General features: G+C 52.9%; 19 protein-coding genes. 11 read left to right on the forward strand and 8 right to left on the reverse strand.

Features of this window, described 5'->3' with window-relative positions:
• Nucleotides 1-105: 105 nt before the first annotated feature.
• Complete coding sequence (locus ACFQO0_RS08975) at nucleotides 106-966, forward strand: cytochrome c oxidase subunit 3 (RefSeq protein ID WP_382233802.1); 861 nt, start codon at nucleotides 106-108, stop codon at nucleotides 964-966.
• Between the two features lie 101 nt (nucleotides 967-1,067).
• Here the strand turns inward: ACFQO0_RS08975 and ACFQO0_RS08980 are convergent, their stop codons facing one another.
• Nucleotides 1,068-1,268: a twin transmembrane helix small protein gene (locus tag ACFQO0_RS08980; protein WP_382233804.1), complete on the reverse strand. Its 201-nt coding sequence runs from the start codon at nucleotides 1,266-1,268 to the stop codon at nucleotides 1,068-1,070.
• A 67-nt stretch (nucleotides 1,269-1,335) separates the two neighbouring features.
• Between ACFQO0_RS08980 and ACFQO0_RS08985 the strand changes: the two genes are divergently transcribed.
• Genes ACFQO0_RS08985 through ACFQO0_RS09005 form a run of 5 tightly spaced genes read left to right on the forward strand, consistent with a single transcriptional unit; the run spans nucleotide 1,336 to nucleotide 5,256 of the window.
• Entirely contained in the window at nucleotides 1,336-2,049 is a 714-nt protein-coding gene (locus ACFQO0_RS08985) for an SURF1 family protein (protein ID WP_382233806.1), read from the forward strand.
• Nucleotides 2,036-2,620, forward strand: coding sequence for an SCO family protein (locus ACFQO0_RS08990; protein WP_382233808.1), 585 nt, complete (start codon nucleotides 2,036-2,038; stop codon nucleotides 2,618-2,620). Before ACFQO0_RS08985 ends, ACFQO0_RS08990 begins: the two co-directional genes overlap by 14 nt.
• Nucleotides 2,613-3,728: a COX15/CtaA family protein gene (locus ACFQO0_RS08995; RefSeq protein ID WP_382233810.1), complete on the forward strand. Its 1,116-nt coding sequence runs from the start codon at nucleotides 2,613-2,615 to the stop codon at nucleotides 3,726-3,728. The genes ACFQO0_RS08990 and ACFQO0_RS08995 overlap by 8 nt, the downstream gene beginning before the upstream one ends.
• Before the next feature lie 47 nt (nucleotides 3,729-3,775).
• The gene (cyoE, locus tag ACFQO0_RS09000) at nucleotides 3,776-4,660 is read left to right on the forward strand and encodes a heme o synthase (RefSeq protein WP_382233811.1); all 885 of its coding nucleotides are present in this window, start codon (nucleotides 3,776-3,778) and stop codon (nucleotides 4,658-4,660) included.
• A 5-nt stretch (nucleotides 4,661-4,665) separates the two neighbouring features.
• Nucleotides 4,666-5,256: an SCO family protein gene (locus ACFQO0_RS09005; RefSeq protein WP_382233813.1), complete on the forward strand. Its 591-nt coding sequence runs from the start codon at nucleotides 4,666-4,668 to the stop codon at nucleotides 5,254-5,256.
• Between the two features lie 74 nt (nucleotides 5,257-5,330).
• On the opposite strand, the gene rpoH is transcribed toward ACFQO0_RS09005, so the two are convergent.
• The 4 genes from rpoH to ftsY all read right to left on the reverse strand — a co-directional run bounded on the left by rpoH (nucleotide 5,331) and on the right by ftsY (nucleotide 9,284).
• Nucleotides 5,331-6,227, reverse strand: coding sequence for an RNA polymerase sigma factor RpoH (gene rpoH, locus ACFQO0_RS09010; RefSeq protein WP_382233815.1), 897 nt, complete (start codon nucleotides 6,225-6,227; stop codon nucleotides 5,331-5,333).
• 369 nt (nucleotides 6,228-6,596) lie between these two features.
• Nucleotides 6,597-7,523 (reverse strand): permease-like cell division protein FtsX, encoded by a 927-nt coding sequence (ftsX, locus tag ACFQO0_RS09015; RefSeq protein WP_382233817.1) that lies wholly within the window; start codon nucleotides 7,521-7,523, stop codon nucleotides 6,597-6,599.
• The gene (locus tag ACFQO0_RS09020; RefSeq protein WP_382233819.1) at nucleotides 7,520-8,203 is read right to left on the reverse strand and encodes a cell division ATP-binding protein FtsE; all 684 of its coding nucleotides are present in this window, start codon (nucleotides 8,201-8,203) and stop codon (nucleotides 7,520-7,522) included. Before ACFQO0_RS09020 ends, ftsX begins: the two co-directional genes overlap by 4 nt.
• 10 nt (nucleotides 8,204-8,213) lie before the next feature.
• Nucleotides 8,214-9,284 (reverse strand): signal recognition particle-docking protein FtsY, encoded by a 1,071-nt coding sequence (gene ftsY, locus ACFQO0_RS09025; RefSeq protein WP_382234087.1) that lies wholly within the window; start codon nucleotides 9,282-9,284, stop codon nucleotides 8,214-8,216.
• 139 nt (nucleotides 9,285-9,423) lie between these two features.
• Here ftsY and ACFQO0_RS09030 point away from each other — a divergent pair, with 139 nt between their 5' ends.
• The 5 genes from ACFQO0_RS09030 to ACFQO0_RS09050 all read left to right on the forward strand — a co-directional run bounded on the left by ACFQO0_RS09030 (nucleotide 9,424) and on the right by ACFQO0_RS09050 (nucleotide 13,994).
• A complete protein-coding gene (locus ACFQO0_RS09030; RefSeq protein WP_382233821.1) occupies nucleotides 9,424-10,755 on the forward strand; it encodes a M16 family metallopeptidase in 1,332 nt (443 codons plus the stop codon).
• A 53-nt stretch (nucleotides 10,756-10,808) separates the two neighbouring features.
• Nucleotides 10,809-12,125: a M16 family metallopeptidase gene (locus ACFQO0_RS09035; RefSeq protein ID WP_382233823.1), complete on the forward strand. Its 1,317-nt coding sequence runs from the start codon at nucleotides 10,809-10,811 to the stop codon at nucleotides 12,123-12,125.
• Between the two features lie 146 nt (nucleotides 12,126-12,271).
• The gene (gene rsmD / locus ACFQO0_RS09040) at nucleotides 12,272-12,937 is read left to right on the forward strand and encodes a 16S rRNA (guanine(966)-N(2))-methyltransferase RsmD (protein WP_382233825.1); all 666 of its coding nucleotides are present in this window, start codon (nucleotides 12,272-12,274) and stop codon (nucleotides 12,935-12,937) included.
• Between the two features lie 148 nt (nucleotides 12,938-13,085).
• On the forward strand, nucleotides 13,086-13,577 hold the full coding sequence (gene coaD / locus ACFQO0_RS09045) for a pantetheine-phosphate adenylyltransferase (protein WP_382233827.1): 492 nt from the start codon (nucleotides 13,086-13,088) through the stop codon (nucleotides 13,575-13,577).
• A gap of 156 nt (nucleotides 13,578-13,733) precedes the next feature.
• Nucleotides 13,734-13,994 carry a YfhL family 4Fe-4S dicluster ferredoxin gene (locus tag ACFQO0_RS09050; protein ID WP_382233829.1) on the forward strand — a complete coding sequence of 87 codons (261 nt, stop codon included), beginning with the start codon at nucleotides 13,734-13,736 and terminating at the stop codon, nucleotides 13,992-13,994.
• Nucleotides 13,995-14,083: 89 nt separating this feature from the next.
• Here the strand turns inward: ACFQO0_RS09050 and ACFQO0_RS09055 are convergent, their stop codons facing one another.
• The 3 genes from ACFQO0_RS09055 to ychF all read right to left on the reverse strand — a co-directional run bounded on the left by ACFQO0_RS09055 (nucleotide 14,084) and on the right by ychF (nucleotide 17,486).
• Nucleotides 14,084-15,172 (reverse strand): DUF484 family protein, encoded by a 1,089-nt coding sequence (locus tag ACFQO0_RS09055; protein WP_382233831.1) that lies wholly within the window; start codon nucleotides 15,170-15,172, stop codon nucleotides 14,084-14,086.
• Between the two features lie 181 nt (nucleotides 15,173-15,353).
• Complete coding sequence (locus ACFQO0_RS09060) at nucleotides 15,354-16,205, reverse strand: MOSC domain-containing protein (RefSeq protein ID WP_382233833.1); 852 nt, start codon at nucleotides 16,203-16,205, stop codon at nucleotides 15,354-15,356.
• 189 nt (nucleotides 16,206-16,394) lie between these two features.
• Nucleotides 16,395-17,486 (reverse strand): redox-regulated ATPase YchF, encoded by a 1,092-nt coding sequence (ychF, locus tag ACFQO0_RS09065; protein WP_382233835.1) that lies wholly within the window; start codon nucleotides 17,484-17,486, stop codon nucleotides 16,395-16,397.
• Nucleotides 17,487-17,575: the final 89 nt, after the last annotated feature.

Consider the following 17,575-nt stretch of genomic DNA (forward strand, 5'->3'; position numbering starts at 1 on the left):
TGTTCAAGTCGATAGGTTTAAATGGAATTGAATTGCGGTGCTTGTGACATGGGTCAAAGTTGCCGTTGCATCGTAACTATTTGAATTTTGTATTGGGAGATGGAGATGAGTGCTCAACACGCGAATGCGCCTTATTATTTCGTGCCTGGCCCGTCCAGATGGCCGGTAACGGCTGGTATTTCGCTGCTCATAATGATGGCTGGTGCATCGGCTTGGGTGAATGACATCGCTTGGGGCCCGTATGCAAATGCAATCGGCCTGATCGGTTTTCTGGTTGTTTTGTACAAATGGTTTGGCGAAGCAATTGCCGAATCCGAAGGCGGCATGTACAACCAGCGCATTGATGCTTCTTTCCGCTGGAGCATGAGTTGGTTTATTTTCTCTGAAGTGATGTTCTTTGCGGCATTCTTTGGTGCCTTGTTCTATGCGCGCAGCATCACGATGCCGTGGTTGGGTGATCTTGATCACAAAATTCTGTGGCCTGATTTTGCGGCGCAATGGGGCAACGTTGGCCCGGCCGGCACGGTCGAAGCATTTGCGACCATGGGACCATTCTGGATTCCAACCATCAATACAGCATTGCTTTTGTTGTCTGGTGTGACGCTGACGATTTCGCATCATGCGATTCGCGCCAATCATCGTACCCAAACAGCAATCTGGTTGGCAGCGACGATTTTGCTGGGCGCGATTTTCATGGGTTTCCAGGTTTATGAGTACATGCACGCTTACAGCGAGTTGAACCTGAAGCTGACATCCGGTGTCTATGGCTCAACCTTCTTTTTGCTGACAGGCTTTCATGGCTTTCATGTGACGTTGGGCGCAATCATGCTGAGCGTAATTTTGTATCGTGTGCTGAAAGGCCACTTTACCGCTGACAATCATTTTGGGTTTGAAGGTGCCGCCTGGTACTGGCACTTTGTCGACGTGGTCTGGCTTGGTTTGTACGTCGTCGTTTATTGGTTGTAATCAGCAATAAGCAAGACGTAAAAAAGCCGCACTTCGGTGCGGCTTTTTTACGAGCAAGTCAGATGTTGTATGAGATGCAAAGATCCTTGAACCCTCGGATATTAGCGTATGCCGGTCGGCTGGATATAACCGAGGCGATACGCAAGTAGCACCAAAAGAAATAGCGTGATCGAGAAGCCGACGCGCATTGCGAGGGCCTTGACTGTACGATCGCTTTTACCTTTATCCTTCATCAGGAAAAACAGTGCGGAGCCAAGGCTGCCGAGTATCAGGATAAAAGCGATAGCAACGATAATTTTCATGATTGTGTCTGTCTACCGTATGGCATCGGTATGCAACGCAGAATGGTTTGAGTGAATTGGTATTGTAATGCGAATCACCTTTCGATTTAGGTTCATTCCGTTTGTTGCGGCAGCGATTGCAGTGGCGGTGGGATTGTCGTTGGCGCAATGGCAGACGCGACGCGCAACCGAGAAGATCGAGCTGGCCGAGAAGCTGCAAGAGCGGCAGTCTGCGCCGCCGATTCGATTGGGTGCGGCCTTGCCGGATGGTGAGGGCCTGGAGTTTCGGCGCGTGCTGGTCAAAGGAGAGTTCTTGCGCGGCTGGCCGGTCTATCTGGATAATCGCCCGAATAACGGCGTTGCCGGTTTTTATCTATTGATGCCATTCAAGATTGTCGGGAGCGATCGATATGTACTGGTGGCGCGTGGCTGGATTCCCCGCAATGTTTCTGATCGTACCAAAGTCCCTGTGATCGCGACGCCCGATGGCGTGATTGAAATCGAGGGCGTTGCGCGCCAATCGATCGGTCAGGTCATGCAGTTGGGGGCGGTTGATGCTCCGCGTCCTCATGCGATTGTGCAAAATCTCGATATTGCCAGTTTTGCCTCATCCAGCAAGTTGGCGATGCAGCCGATTTTTCTTGAACAGTTATCCGATACCCATGATGGCTTGGTACGCGACTGGCCGCTACCATCTACGGGTGTCGAGAAACATCGTGGTTATGCCTTCCAATGGTATGCGTTGGCGGCAATGGCTTTCATTTTCTTTGTTGTGACTGGAATTCGACGTGGAAATAAATAAATCCAAAGGACGCTGGAAATTAATGGCGGTTTTGCTGGTCTGCGCCTCGCCTATCATCTTGTCGTATCTGACTTATTACGTGATCAAACCGCAGAGTCGCACCAATTACGGTGCCTTCATTGATCCGCGCGAGTATCCAATTCCGGCACTGGGAACCACGACACTGGATGGCAAGCCGCTCGCTCTCGATGCTTATCAGGGAAAATGGATCATGCTGCAAGTAGATGGAGCAGAATGCCCTGCCGTGTGCGAAAAGAAACTGCATGACATCCGTCAGCTACGTCTGGCACAAGGCAAGGAAATGGAGCGCATAGAGCGCGTCTGGCTGATCACCGGTAGCAAGCCTGTCGATACGATATTGATGCGCGAATTTGACGGGACCAATATGCTGCGTGCCAAAGCGGAGGCGGTGCGTGCCTGGTTGCCAGTGGAAGACGGGACGACGATGTCCGATCATATTTACATGATTGATCCCTTGGGTAATTTGATGATGCGCTTCCCCAAAGATGCAGATCCGAACAAGATCAAGAAGGATGTGACCAAACTTTTGAAAGCGTCGTCCATTGGTTGATTCCAATACATTATTTCAGTTGGCCAGCAAGGGGCTGTTCGTCGCATTGCTGGCATGCGTGATCGTCTGGTCTTCGAAAGACCCGGACAAGTATCGCAAGCTGGTGTGGGTGACGGTATTCCTGACCTTCGATGTGATCATGTTCGGTGCTTTCACACGTCTGACCGATTCCGGTCTGGGTTGTCCTGACTGGCCGGGTTGCTATGGACACGCCAATCCTTTACAGGCAATGGAACATATACGCGCGGCCGAAGCCTTGATGCCGGATGGTCCTGTCACCGTCATGAAGGCATGGGTCGAAATGATCCATCGTTACCTGGCGATGGGCATAGGTGTATTGATTATTGCGATTGTGGTGATTGCATGGCGTTTCTGGTTGCAGAGCGGTCGCAGCAATCAGCGTTTCTCGCCACGTTATCCGATGCTGCTTTTTATCTTTGTCTGTATACAAGGTGCGTTCGGTGCATGGACAGTCACGATGAAGTTGCAACCCATCATCGTCACCATCCATTTATTGCTGGGGATGACTTTGCTCGGCATGTTGACTTGGGTGGGCGTGCGGCAAAAGGATCATGGACCGGTTGCAGCGCAGGCGTCGGCATTACGACTCCCCGCCTTGATAGGCTTGGTATTGTTGACGTTGCAAATCGCATTGGGCGGTTGGGTCAGCACTAATTACGCTGCGTTGGCGTGCACTGACTTTCCGCTATGCCACGGCGCAGTGATACCGCAGATGGATTTTGACAATGGATTTACCTTGTGGCGCAGTCTGGGTAAAACAGCGGATGGCGAATATCTGCCTTTTGCTGCACTGACTGCCATTCACTGGACACACAGAATGTTTGCCTTCGTGCTGGCAGCGTATCTGGCGTGGCTTGGTTACCAGGCGTACAAGATAGAAGGTATGAGACCGGTTGCGCGCGCTTTGCTGGTTGCACTGGCTTTGCAAATCACGATAGGTATTGCCACAGTGTCATTGAAATGGCCGCTCGCACTCGCAGTGGCGCACAACGGTTGTGCAGCGCTGCTTGTGCTGGTGCTGGTCATGTTAAACTACAAGACAAGAATCTCGGGCCAGCCCGGGAACATCGTGAGTCACATCAAATAGATTTTGCATATTGGTTTGAACTCACCGACTGCTTCAAAAGATAACGCATGACAACCTTGACCGCATCTCCCAATCGCATCGCCCAATACTGGGCACTAACCAAGCCGCGTGTCACGCAGCTTGCAGTTTTTTGCGCCGTGATCGGCATGTTTCTCGCAACCCCAGAACTTCCAAGCTGGAAGATTGTTGTTGCCGCAACTGTCGGCATCTGGCTATTGGCCGGGGCGGCTTTTGCGATTAATTGCCTAGTCGAACGCGAAATTGATTCACGCATGGCGCGCACTGCAAGACGCCCGATGGCGCGTGGCGAAATCACGGTGCCGCAGACGCTGGTTTTTTCCGGCGTGATTGGCGGCGCAGGCATGTGGATACTTTATAACTTCGTCAATCCGCTGACGATGTGGCTGACCTTCGCAACCTTCGTTGGCTACGCAGTGATTTACACCATCATCCTCAAACCTGCCACGCCGCAAAATATCGTGATCGGCGGTTTGTCGGGTGCGATGCCACCGGCACTGGGTTGGGCCGCAGTAGCAAATGATTTACCCATGCAGGCATGGATACTGGTCTTGATCATCTTCATCTGGACCCCGCCGCATTTCTGGGCGCTGGCGCTGTATCGTCGCGATGAATATGCGAAATCCGGATTGCCTATGTTGCCGATAACGCATGGCACTGCATTTACGCAATTTCATATCTGGCTGTATACGATTGCATTGGTCGCCACCACCATGCTGCCTTTCGCGGTCGGCATGAGCGGTGTGATTTATCTGGCTGCCGCTGCGGTGCTCGATGCCATTTTTGTCTGGTACGCATGGCAGGTTTATCGCCATTACACAGACATGATTGCGCGCAAGATGTTTGCGTATTCGATTATCTATTTGTCGCTACTGTTTGCCGCATTGTTGGTCGATCATTATTTGAGGTTTTGAAAAAGATGCGTTTACGTTCCCTGCTGCTGATCTGTACTGTTTTGCTTTCCCTGAGTGCCTGTGGCGACAAGGCTGTGCCATTCACGAATACCGATGTAACAGGGCTGGCGTATGGCAAGGATTTTTCCTTGCATGACCATCATGGCAAGCTACGCACGTTGGCTGATTTCAAGGGCAAGGCAGTTGTCGTGTTCTTCGGCTTCACGCAATGTCCTGATGTCTGCCCGACGACGATGCTGGAAATGGCAAATGTGATGAAGGCACTGGGGCCAGATGCCGACAAGGTGCAGGTATTGTTCATCACGGTCGATCCTGAGCGCGACACGGCAACCTTGCTGTCGCAATACGTGCCTGCATTTGATCCGCGTTTCCTCGGATTGCGCGGGGATATGGCAGAGACTGAAAAGACGGCCAAGGAATTCAAGGTCTTTTACCAAAAAGTGCCGGGTAAAACGCCGGGTAGTTATACCGTCGATCACACCGCAGGCAGTTATGTATTCGATACGCAAGGACGCATACGCTTATTCATTCGTCATGGCCAAGGTGTGGAGCCTATCGTGCACGATTTGAAGATTCTGTTGGCTGAATCGAAGTAATTGGCTCTGTAATCCGACATAAAAAAGGCGCTCCATGGAGCGCCTTTTTTGTTCACTGCTGCTTGCTTAATCACTTAAGCGTAAGCAGCCAGCGAGCCTTTCATTTTTTTCAATGCCACCGCTTCGATCTGGCGTATGCGTTCCGCGGAGACGCCGAATTCATCAGCCAGTTCATGCAGGGTCGCACCTGAGCCATCGTCGTTGGCCAACCAGCGTGCTTCCACGATACGGCGTGAACGCGCATCCAGTTTGCCCAAGGCGGTCGACAAACCTTCGGTCTGCAATTTGTCGTAGTGCTGTGATTCCAAAACCTTGGTAGGCTCCTGCATATCCGAAGACAAATAAGCGATAGGCGCAAACTTGTCATCTTCATCGTCAGTTGGCGCTTCGAGAGCAATATCGCGACCGGATAAACGCATTTCCATCTCAATGACTTCTTCGCGTTTAACATTCAGCGTTTTTGCCAAGGCATCGACCTGATCCGGTGTCATCGAATCGAGGCCGGTTTTATGGCTGCGCAGATTAAAGAACAATTTGCGTTGTGCTTTGGTTGTCGCGACTTTGACCAGACGCCAGTTTTTCAGGATGTACTCATGCATTTCTGCCTTGATCCAATGCATCGAATACGACACCAAGCGCACGCCTTGATCGGGATCAAAACGCTTCACGGCTTTCATCAAGCCGATGTTGCCTTCCTGAATCAAATCAGCATGGGGCAAGCCATAACCGAGGTAGCCGCGCGCAATCGATACGACCAGACGCAGATGCGAAAGCACCAGCTTTTGCGCAGCGCCCAAATCGTTATCGTCGCGCAGGCGACGTGCCAGCGACATTTCTTCTTCGTGCGTCAGCATAGGCAGGCGATTGACCGCCGAGATGTAAGCGTCAATATTGCCCAGCGCGCCAGAAAATCCCAGTGCCATGATGTTGCTGGCTGGAATCATTGCGGTGGATGCAGATGCTGCTTTCATGCTTTCTCCTTGCTCACTTTTATTCAAAATCGATTTGCCTTGCTTACAGGGAAATCGGTTAGAACGGCTATATTAGCACTCTATAAGAATGAGTGCTAATGAGCGTTTTATACCAAGCTGATAGCTAAAACATTATTGCAATTTTTATTACAATAAATTCTAGCTTACGGGGTTTAGAGCGAAATCCTGCAATGAAGTTGCGTGTGTGAGATGACTTTTTTACGCCGAAGCTGATTTTCTGAGCGGCACAAGAAATCGCCATGTAATCACTGAATTGAACGGTCAGGCGCCGAGTGTGTACTTACATGACTTAACGGCATGGGCAATGCAGCACTGAAACGCCGGGCTCTTTCTTGGCATCTGATGGGATTAAGTCAGCCGCGCCAAATGTCGCTGCACTGATAGCAATGCTCCCAGCAAACCCAGAAAAGCGCTGGCGGCCAGCATGATCAAGGTTGCGACTGCGTCCAAAGGTGCCAGCCTGAATTCCGAGGCATATAAGCGGGCAAAGTCGGCGATAGCCGCGTTCAACGGATTCAAGGCAATTGCAACGGCGATCAATGCAACCCCACCAGCGATCAAACCCAGTAGTGCGCCCGTATAGTAAAAAGGCCGGCAAATGAAAGCGTCCGTTGCGCCCACCAGACGCGAGACTTCGATTTCTTCGCGTTGTGTCATGACTTGCAGACGTATCGTGTTGAAGACAACGGCAACCACCACCACGCCCAGTGTCGCGGCAAGAAAAAGCAAGACCAGACGCATTACTTGCAGCAGCGCTGCCAGGCGTTCGACCCAGGCCGAGTCGATCTGTACGTATTCAACCCCGCTCAGGGCCTGCAGTTTTTCCGTGATTTGCTTGATCTTTTTGGCGTCATCGCCGTTCTGGAAACCCGTCATTTTGACGACATAGGCATCCGGCAGGGGATTTGCGCCCAGCGTGCTGATCGCATCTTCCAGTCCGGTTTTATCCTTGAGCGTACTGAGTGCCTTTTCGCGCGGGATGAATTCCACCTTGACCGGGTGCTTGGCTTCTTGCGCAATGCGTTTGATTTCCGGCGCGAGGGCGGTGGCGCGTTCACGCGAGGCATCCATCTGCATGAAAATACTGATTTCCGGTTCCACCGCCAACTGTTCGGATACAGGCCTGACATTTTCAATCAGTGTCAGACCGGCAAATGGCAATGCCAGTGCAATCGACACGACCAAAACATTCAGTAAAAAATTGCCCGGTGTCTTGAATAAATGACGGAAGGCATCGCCCAGTGCAAAGCGATGCTGTCTGAACCAGCTATTCATGCCATCACCTGCGGAGTCGTTCTGCGCCAGCTTTCGACAATCTTGCCATGCTCAAGATAAATCACGCGGGTTGCTGTATCAAGAAATTGTTCGTCATGGGTGGAAATCAGGCAGGTCACGCCGACTGCATGGAAAGCTTTTAAAGCATCCAGCACCTTGTTAGCGCTTTCCCTATCCAGATTGGCGGTCGGTTCATCGGCCAGAATAATCTGCGGACGATTCACTATGGCACGCGCAATCGACACGCGTTGCTGTTCGCCACCGGATAAAGTCTGCGGTGCAGAACTTGCCTTGTCCAGCAGGCCCACCTTGTCCAGCGCAGCGCGCGCGCGTCGTTCTGCATCTGAGCGCGAAGCGCCGCATACAATGAGGGGCAACATCACATTCGCCAATACATTGCGATCCGACAGCAAGCGTTGTTGCTGGAAAATCAAACCTAGATTGCGACGCAAATAGGGCAGGCCGGAATTCTTGATGCGACCGATATCGTGGCCACTGACAATAACCGTGCCTTCGCTCGGTCTTTCCATCGCGGCAATCATTTTCAATAGCGTCGATTTGCCGGCGCCGGAGGGGCCGGCCAGAAAGACCAGCTCACCCTTGTTGACCGACAAAGTGATGTCCGACAGCGCAGTGACGTTTTGCGTATATTTTTTTGAAACCTGGCGAAATTCAATCATCGATGTCGCGTTATCCCAAGAGTGCTTCAACAAATTCCTGCGCATTGAAAGGCTGCAAATCTTCGATCTGCTCGCCGACGCCAATAAAGTAAACCGGGATCGGTCTTGCGCGCGCAATCGCTGCCAGCACGCCGCCTTTGGCGGTGCCGTCCAGCTTGGTGACGACCAAGCCAGTCAGGCCCAAGGCGTCATCAAACGCCTTGACCTGCGTCAGTGCGTTTTGGCCCGTGTTGCCGTCTATGACCAGTAAAATCTCATGCGGAGCAGAAGCCATGCCTTTGGCCGTGACGCGTTTGATTTTCTTTAATTCTTCCATCAAATGCAATTGCGTAGGCAGCCGCCCGGCGGTGTCGACCATCACGACATTGGTACCGCGTGCCTGCGCCGAATGGACTGCATCGAAGGCAACCGCGGCCGGGTCGCCTGATTCCTGCGCGATGACGGTTACGTTGTTGCGCTGGCCCCATACAGTCAATTGCTCACGGGCGGCGGCACGGAAAGTGTCGCCTGCCGCCAATAAAACCGATTGGCCATGTGCCTGCAAATGTTTGGCGAGCTTGCCGATAGTCGTGGTTTTGCCCGCGCCATTGACGCCGGTGATCATCATGACTAGCGGCTGGTGCTGTCCAAGTACCAGCGGTTTTTGCAGCGGCGTCAGCATGTCGAGCAGCAGGCTGCGTAATGCGGATTTGACTTGCGCGGCTTCTGTCAGTTTTTCACTTTTGACCTTGCGCCTGAGTTCATCCAGCAGGAATTGTGTGGCGTCGACGCCCGCATCCGACATTAACAAGGCGGATTCCAGCTCTTCATACAATTCATCGCCAATTTTTGCGCCAACGAAGAGCGTCGTCAAATTGGATGATGTTTTGGAAAGCCCGACTTTCAGGCGCGTCATCCATGATTGTTTTTGGGCTGCAGGAGTCTCGGCGGCAACGATCTCTGCCGAAGTCGAAGCCAAAGCCGATGCGGGTGTTGCCACTGCAGTCGCAATGACGGGCGGTTCTTGTTCGGGAGCCGACGTGGCAGGTGCGCTCGCTGGCGGGGTAGGTTCTTGCGGTTTTTTCTTGAAGAAACTAAACATCGGGAATGGGGTCAGAACAGCGGTCACAGGCGCTTGCCGGTGTGTTGCAGGCAAGCGGATACAATCGACGTATTCTATCAGAGCGAAGGCTATCAAATTGCGTATTAGAACAATGAGAATAATGGTGTTGGCAACATCCATGATGTTGGCAATATCCTTTGCCCGTGCCGCACAGACTGAGGAATTCACCTTGAAAAACGGGATGAAGATCATCGTCAACGAAGATCATAGGGCGCCGACCGTGGCGCACATGGTCTGGTATCGCGTGGGGGCGGTGGATGAGCGCAATGGCACCACAGGCGTGGCGCATGCGCTGGAACACATGATGTTCAAGGGTACCAAGAAGCTGAAGGTCGGGGAGTTCAGTAAGCGCGTCGCCCAACTGGGTGGACGTGAAAACGCATTTACCAGCAAGGATTACACCGCTTATTTCCAGCAAATCGAGAAATCCAAGCTGGAAGCCGTGATGGCACTTGAGGCGGACCGCATGGTGAATCTGCAGTTCGACAAGAATGAATTCGCAAAAGAAATCCGCGTCGTGATGGAGGAGCGCCGCCTGCGCACCGACGACCAGCCCATCGCGATGGTGTACGAAGCCTTGACCTCGACTGCCTACGCGGCACATCCGTATCGCAATCCGATCATAGGCTGGATGGATGATTTGCAGCATATGACTGTCGCAGATGTGAAAGCCTGGCATGACGCCTGGTATGTGCCGAACAACGCGACGATGGTGGTATCCGGCGATGTTGATGCCAAACAGGTGTTTGCACTGGCGGAAAAATACTTTGGCCGCACTGTTGGTAGAACCTTGATCCGTACCCGTCCGCAAAACGAGCCGCCACAACGCGGTATCAAGCGCGTGACCGTCAAGGCGCCGGCAGAAAATCCATATGTTGTATTGGCGTTCAAGGTGCCTGCCTTGCAAGATGTCAAAAAGGATGACGATGCATTTGCACTCGATGTACTGGCGGCCGTGCTCGACGGTTACGATAACGCACGGCTGACAGCCAAACTGGTTCGCACTGATCGCGTCGCGAATGAAGTAGGCGCCTCTTACTCCGGCATTGCGCGTGGTCCGGTCATGTTTTTGCTGGACGGTTCGCCGGCGGCAGGCAATACAACTGAACAACTGGAAAAGCAATTGCGCGCCGAATTAACGCGCATTGCGACCGATGGCGTATCTGACGCTGAATTGAAGCGCGTGAAAACGCAATTAATTGCAGGTCAGGTTTACAAACGCGATTCGGTATTCGGCCAAGCGATGGAAATCGGCGCCATGGAAATGGCTGGCCTGTCATACAAGGATATCGATCTGATCATTGAACGCTTGCGTGCGGTGACGCCGCAGCAAGTGCAGGCAGTGGCGCAGAAGTATTTCGGCGACGATGCCTTGACCGTGGCGACGCTAGTCCCGTTGCCGATGACGGATAAGAAAGCTGCTCCGCCAGCAGCCGGTCCGCTGCATTGAGTGCGCCAATTTTATTCCGCGCTGTAAACCAATCAAGTATTTCTGGAGTCTTCATGTTCAAAATGATTGCCGGCCTCGCCTTGTGTGCCGCATGCAGTATTTCCCACGCGGCATTGCAGATCCAGTCGTGGAGTTTGCCGAATGGTGCGCGCGTATTGTTCGTCGAAAATCACACGATTCCGATTCTTGATCTCAGCGTCGATTTCGATGCGGGTTCGCGCCGTGATCCCGCCGGAAAATCCGGCGTCGCTGCACTGACAAACGCCATGCTGGCACGTGGTTTACGCGCAGTGCAAAGCCCGAGCGGGAGTGAGCCGGCTTTGAGCGAGGCGCAGATTTCCGATGGGTTTGCCGATACTGCAGCTATCCGTGGCGCAAGACTCGACGAGGATCGTTCAGGTGTGACTTTGCGTACGCTGGTTACAGAACGCGATGTTGCCGTTCCTTTGCTGGGGCGCTTGCTGGCTCAGCCCAGTTTTCCGCAAGACTTTCTGGTGCGCGACAAGGCACGCACGATTGCTTCGATCAAGGAAAGTTTGACGCAACCGGAAGCGATTGCCGACAAAGAATTCTCGCGCTTATTGTATGGCTCACATCCGTATGGGCTGCAGTTGACGGTGGAATCGGTGACTGCCATTACACGTGACGATTTGTTGGCTTTCCATGCTGCGCATTATGTGGCCAATCGCGCTGTTGTTGCGCTGATAGGTGACGTCACACGTGATCAGGCTGACAAAATAGCGCAGGAACTCACGCGACGTTTGCCACAAGGTGCGGCATTGCCAGCGTTGCCTTCCGTGCCGAATGCAAAGGGTGCAGAGGAACGTATCCCGCATCAAGCGTCACAAGCCCATATCTTGATCGGCATGCCGGCGATGGCGCGGCACGATCCCGATCACTTTGCGCTGACCGTCGGCAATTATGTGTTGGGCGGCGGCGGTTTCGCTTCTCGCCTGATGCAGCAGGTGCGCGAAAAGCGCGGGCTGACTTATGGCGTGAGCAGCTACTTCAATCCGATGGCGCAGTCCGGACCTTTCCAGATTGGCTTGCAAACCAAAAAGGAGCAGGCCGACGAAGCGCTGAAGGTCGCGCGCGATACCGTGGCCGAGTTCTTGCGCGACGGCCCGACTGCAGTGGAATTGAAAGCGGCCAAGGATAATCTGATTGGTGGTTTTTCCCTGCGCATAGATAGTAATAGCAAGATATTGCAGAATATTGCCGCCATCGGCTTTTACCAATTACCGCTGGATTATCTGGATACCTGGACTGCCAAAGTTGCTGCGATCACGACGGCGCAGGTCAAGGATGCATTCAATCGCAAGCTGCAAATGGATAAATTGTCGATAGTGGTGGTGGGTGCCGACAAGTAAATGCGGCGGACTAATGGATGGAATATGCCGATTGGATAAATACATCGCGTAGCGCTGGCTTGCATAGTCTGTAGTCATTACAATCCATGCTGCGCAAGCTTTTCTGCGTGCCGCTTCCATCACATCGCCCCATTGCATTTTCATTCATGTCCAAAAAAATACGTAACAAGCCTCCAAAACCTGTCGCCAAGCGTCCGCCGCGTCCAGTCATGACGCATCAGGTGCGCATCATCGGCGGGCAATGGAAGCGTACGCCGCTTGTCGTGATCGATGCAGAAGGTTTGCGCCCGACGCCCGATCGCGTGCGTGAAACAGTATTCAACTGGATCAATCATTTGATCGATGGTCAATGGAACAAGCTGAAATGTCTGGATTTGTTTGCCGGGACCGGCGTACTGGGTTTTGAAGCGGCGAGTCGCGGTGCTGAGCAGGTGGTGATGGTGGAAATGCACACGCCCGCAGTGCGGCAACTGGAGACGACTAAGGAAAAACTGCGTGCCGAGCAAGTCACTATTGTGCGTGGCGATGCCCTGTCGACGATACAAGGCTTGCATGCTCGTGGCGGCAATGGCCAGTTCAAACTGATTTTTCTCGATCCGCCGTATCACCAGAACTGGCTCGCCAAAATGCTGCCGGCGTGCGCGTCCTTGCTGACGGATGATGGCTTGATTTATGTCGAATCTGAAGTCGCTCTGGACGTAGCTACACCGCCGGATTGGCTGCAAGACTGGGAAGTCGTGCGCGCCGATAGCGCCGGATTGGTTTTTTACCATCTATTGCAAGCGAAAAAACTGCCTGAACTTCAGGCATAATGCGCATTCAGTTTATTTGCGGTGCCCATAGTGTCGTACTGCGCTATGCCGGAACAAGAAGCAAAACGCTCATATTGCCCCTTCAACCGGCGCATGCGCCGCGTGCTTTTTCCGCCAGCTGACACTTAGCCACCATACGGGAGCCATCATGGTCACAGCCATTTATCCAGGTACATTCGATCCACTGACACGTGGTCACGAAGACCTGGTACGTCGGGCCTCAGGTTTGTTCGACAAGTTGATCGTCGGCGTTGCCGACAGCAAGAACAAAAAGCCATTCTTTTCTCTGGAAGAACGTCTGACGATCTCCAATGAAGTGCTGGGCCATTACCCGAATGTGCATGTCGAAAGCTTTTCCGGCTTGCTGAAGGATTTTGTGCGTAGGCACGATGCGCGTGTGATCGTGCGCGGCTTGCGCGCGGTTTCCGATTTCGAATACGAATTCCAGATGGCTGGCATGAATCGTTATCTCTTGCCAGACGTGGAAACGCTGTTCCTGACCCCCTCCGATCAGTATCAATTCATCTCTGGTACGATAGTCCGTGAGATTGCCGCACTCGGCGGTGATGTATCGAAGTTTGTTTTTCCTTCAGTCGACAAATGGCTGAAAGAGAAAATCGCTGCGCAAGGGCAGGGATAAGTCGCGAATTGAGGTTGTCATGGCACTGCTGATCACGGACACGTTGAATGGGGTTTCGCAAGGCACTGCCTTGCGCCGTTCATCGCAGCGAGCGCCTGCCGGCGCTTGTTGTATTCGTCCTGATACTGCTTATTCGTTTGCTCAGAGAGGTTCATCATGGCACTTCTGATCACGGACGAATGTATCAATTGCGACGTATGCGAGCCGGAATGCCCGAACGATGCGATTTACATGGGGCAGGAGATCTACGAGATAGATCCGACCAAATGTACAGAGTGCGTCGGACATTTTGACGAACCGCAGTGCCAGCAAGTCTGCCCGGTCGATTGCATTCCATTCAATCCGGCATGGCGTGAAAGCAAGCAAGAGCTGCAGGCAAAATACGAACGATTGCAGGCCGAACTCAAAGCGGTGTAATTAATTTCAGTCGCATCAATCAGCAATAAAAAAGGGAGCAATCATTGCTCCCTTTTTTATTGCTCGTGTCGTTGCATTTGATCTGGCGATTACTCAGCACTGACTACCTTGTTTCTGCCGCCTTGTTTGGCCAGATACAAAGCCTGATCCGCTTTTGCCAAAAATTGTTGCGCTGCGGCTGCGGTTTCTTCCTTGCGGCTGATGGCTTTGAGCGTAGAGACACCGATGGAAACCGTGGTGCGCAAATCCTTGCCTGTCGTCAGTGCAATCGGCGTGTTGCAGATACTCGTGCGTATGCGCTCGGCGACGGCGACTGCGGCATCCAGCGGGGCATCAATCAGCAGGACGACAAATTCTTCGCCACCGAAACGACCGAGTGCATCGCTTAAACGCAACTCGGCCTTGATGCGGGCTGCGACTTCACGCAGTACTTCGTCGCCACCTTGATGTCCGTAGTTGTCATTCACCTTCTTGAAAAAATCCAGATCGATATACATGCTGGACAATGAGTAGCCATGTCGCTGCGTGCGGCCGACTTCTTCCAGCAGGCGCCGCTCTACATAACGGCGATTGTTGACGCCGGTCAGCGGATCGGTCAGGCCGATATGTTGCAGGCGTTCATTGTTGATGACGTTTTCTACGCAAATTGCGACGATGGAGGCGCGGTGCTGCAAGAAATCGCTCGCCATGTTCGCTGTGAAGCGGGTGGGATCCAGGCTGCCCAGGCTGAGCCAGCCGATCAGCATATTGCGGCGTATCAGCGGAAGTACGGCGACGCTGTTGGGCTTTAATACCGTATCCGGGAAAAGACGGCGATGCAGCATCGTGCTGTAGGGGCCGATAGACGGCTTGCGCGTTGGATGCGTGATCTCGTCGACGTCTTGTTCGACGAAAATGAGATTCGGGTAATCGCTGACATCAATCCGCAGGTCGGTCAGGATGCGCCGAATTTCTGCATCGGGATCGATCAGTGACAGCGTGACGACATCGAGTTCCGATGCCTCGGTGAGCGTATCGAAGACGCTATCGATCAATTCCTGGAAGGTGTTCGAGCCGATGAACTTCAGGTCGAACTCTTGATAGCGCTGCATGATTTGCTGATTGCGATGCGCCTGTTCCAGCAGTAGTTTCAACTGATTGCGTAACTGCGAATTTTCGTTAGTCAGCGTGTTCGTCATGGACATCAGGTTAAAACTGCAAGGGCAGTGGCGCTATGAAAATAGCAACAGTGTGCAGCATACTACGTCGATGCTTACCTTGTAGCAATTTTTGTGCGCAGTTAAGATCGTTTCAATCCCAATTCAAGTGCATAAAGCAGGAGATGTCCGGTGTTGCGATCAGGGCTGGGTGCCGCCTGCTTCAGAAATCCAGCTCAATTTCAACGTTTTGCCCCACGCGTATCACTTCTCCTTCGCCGCTCAGCAGGAGGGTGTTCATGCCAAACGTGATGCGATCATCCAGCTTGGGATTGCTGCGATAACTCTGCAGAATATCCAGCGGATCCGGGCCGAACTCGCCGCTGGCCTGGTCAATGGACGGAATCGGGCAGCGTGGTGACGGCTTGACCGGCTTCACCTGCGCATTGCCGATGGTGTAGAGCGTCGCATAATCTTCTTCAAACGCTGGAAGGTCGCTGAATACCAGGTTCGGACGAAAGCGGTTCATGGGCAAGGCAGCACGCCCTTGCGTCACCAGTTTTTCATTCAAGTCATCCAGTGAGCCTGTGCCGATCACCAGCATCGGAAAGCCGTCTGAAAACAGGGTCGGCGCGTCGATGTCCTTGGTCCATTCCTTGTTCGCTAGCCTTTGCGCATTCGGATGAAAGCGTACCAGTCTGCAAGCAGTGCCCAATGCGTTCGAAAACCACAGCGCAGTCGTGTCGTCGCAATCGTAGGCATCGACTTCATCGTCCCACACCTTGACGCGTATGACTTTTTCATCGGCCGGGTCGGGGAGATCCAACGGCACTTCAAAACGCAACATGCCGGGTGAACGCAGCTCCAGGGTGTCAGCCTTGATGCGTGGTTCGATCAAAGCCATTTTGGGGAATTCGCGTTGCGTCAGCGCCTGCCTGTTTTCATCGACAATCATCCATTCGCGATCATAAATATGCTGGCTCATCAAACCGGCTGGCGTCAGTGTCGCCTCGCGCAAGGAAATGCCTGCGCAGGATTTGATCGGATACAGATTGAGTTCAGTGAGGATGGGCATGGGCGTTTGGAATTGTCTGGAAAATTGCCGCTGGCTTCGGAAGATTGAAAGCAGCGGCAATGCAGGGTGAGACCGGTTAATTTTTAATTGCTTTTACACCCGACCTTCAAGTCGGGCGATAACGCAGATTGTATAAATCGTCGTACGGTTTTAATTCTGGGTTTTATACAGGCCTTTTATGCGGGCTTTTTATACATTAAACAGGAAGTTCAATACATCACCGTCCTTGACGATGTATTCCTTGCCTTCGGCGCGCATCTTGCCTGCTTCTTTTGCGCCTTGCTCGCCTTTGAACTTGATGAAATCTTCATACGCAATGGTTTGCGCGCGGATGTAACCGCGTTCGAAATCCGTATGGATCACGCCTGCCGCTTGCGGGCCGGTATCGCCGACGTGGATGGTCCATGCACGCACTTCCTTCACGCCGGCGGTGAAGTAGCTTTGCAAGCCCAGCAATGAGAAACCGGCGCGGATCAAGCGATCCAGACCTGGTTCTTCCATGCCCATATCGGCCAGAAATTCCTTTTTATCGGCATCTTCGAGTTCGGCGATTTCCGATTCGATCGCAGCGCAGATCGCAACCACAGGTGCGTTTTGCGATTTGGCATAAGCGGTCAATTGATCCAGCAAAGGGTTGTTGGTGAAGCCGGAATCGGACACGTTGCCCACATACATCGCCGGTTTGGCAGTGATCAGGCACAGCGGCTTGATCAATTCCATTTCTTCCTTGTCTAGGCCCATTGCACGTACTGGCTTGGCTTCGTTCAGGTGCGGCATGATGCGTTCCAGAATTTCGACCAGCTTGGTCGCATCCTTGTCGCCGGAACGGGCTTTCTTGTTTTCGCGATGGATTGCTTTTTCGACGGTACCCATGTCGGCCAGTGCAAGTTCAGTCTGGATGACTTCGATATCGTCGAGTGGATTGATCTTGCCGGCGACGTGGATCACGTTGTCATCTTCAAAGCAGCGCACCACATTGACGATGGCATCGGTTTCGCGGATGTGCGCGAGGAATTGATTGCCCAGGCCTTCGCCTTTGGATGCGCCGGCGACCAGGCCCGCGATATCGACGAATTCGACGGTGGATGGCAGTATGCGTTCCGGTTTGACGATGTCGGCCAGTGCCTGCAAACGTGGATCAGGTACTTCGACCATGCCGACGTTAGGCTCAATCGTGCAGAACGGGTAGTTCTCAGCAGGGATGCCGGCTTTCGTCAGCGCATTGAAGAGGGTGGATTTGCCGACGTTAGGCAGGCCGACGATGCCGCATTTGAGACTCATGATGTGTGCTTTGCTGAGAGATGAATTAACCCGCTATTTTACCGTAGCGCGAGGGGTCTGCCGTGTTTGGCGAATGACTACTTGAAGTA

This window comes from Herminiimonas aquatilis (assembly GCF_042665175.1).
GTDB lineage: Bacteria > Pseudomonadota > Gammaproteobacteria > Burkholderiales > Burkholderiaceae_D > Oxalicibacterium > Oxalicibacterium aquatilis.

Coding starts and splice junctions, on each gene's coding strand:
- ACFQO0_RS08975 (WP_382233802.1), top strand. CDS start 106: ATGAGTGCTCAACACGCGAATGCGCCTTATTATTTCGTGCCTGGCCCG.
- ACFQO0_RS08980 (WP_382233804.1), bottom strand. CDS start 1,268: ATGAAAATTATCGTTGCTATCGCTTTTATCCTGATACTCGGCAGCCTT.
- ACFQO0_RS08985 (WP_382233806.1), top strand. CDS start 1,336: ATGCGAATCACCTTTCGATTTAGGTTCATTCCGTTTGTTGCGGCAGCG.
- cyoE (WP_382233811.1), top strand. CDS start 3,776: ATGACAACCTTGACCGCATCTCCCAATCGCATCGCCCAATACTGGGCA.
- ACFQO0_RS09005 (WP_382233813.1), top strand. CDS start 4,666: ATGCGTTTACGTTCCCTGCTGCTGATCTGTACTGTTTTGCTTTCCCTG.
- rpoH (WP_382233815.1), bottom strand. CDS start 6,227: ATGAAAGCAGCATCTGCATCCACCGCAATGATTCCAGCCAGCAACATC.
- ftsX (WP_382233817.1), bottom strand. CDS start 7,523: ATGAATAGCTGGTTCAGACAGCATCGCTTTGCACTGGGCGATGCCTTC.
- ACFQO0_RS09020 (WP_382233819.1), bottom strand. CDS start 8,203: ATGATTGAATTTCGCCAGGTTTCAAAAAAATATACGCAAAACGTCACT.
- ftsY (WP_382234087.1), bottom strand. CDS start 9,284: ATGTTTAGTTTCTTCAAGAAAAAACCGCAAGAACCTACCCCGCCAGCG.
- ACFQO0_RS09030 (WP_382233821.1), top strand. CDS start 9,424: ATGATGTTGGCAATATCCTTTGCCCGTGCCGCACAGACTGAGGAATTC.
- ACFQO0_RS09035 (WP_382233823.1), top strand. CDS start 10,809: ATGTTCAAAATGATTGCCGGCCTCGCCTTGTGTGCCGCATGCAGTATT.
- rsmD (WP_382233825.1), top strand. CDS start 12,272: ATGTCCAAAAAAATACGTAACAAGCCTCCAAAACCTGTCGCCAAGCGT.
- coaD (WP_382233827.1), top strand. CDS start 13,086: ATGGTCACAGCCATTTATCCAGGTACATTCGATCCACTGACACGTGGT.
- ACFQO0_RS09050 (WP_382233829.1), top strand. CDS start 13,734: ATGGCACTTCTGATCACGGACGAATGTATCAATTGCGACGTATGCGAG.
- ACFQO0_RS09055 (WP_382233831.1), bottom strand. CDS start 15,172: ATGACGAACACGCTGACTAACGAAAATTCGCAGTTACGCAATCAGTTG.
- ACFQO0_RS09060 (WP_382233833.1), bottom strand. CDS start 16,205: ATGCCCATCCTCACTGAACTCAATCTGTATCCGATCAAATCCTGCGCA.
- ychF (WP_382233835.1), bottom strand. CDS start 17,486: ATGAGTCTCAAATGCGGCATCGTCGGCCTGCCTAACGTCGGCAAATCC.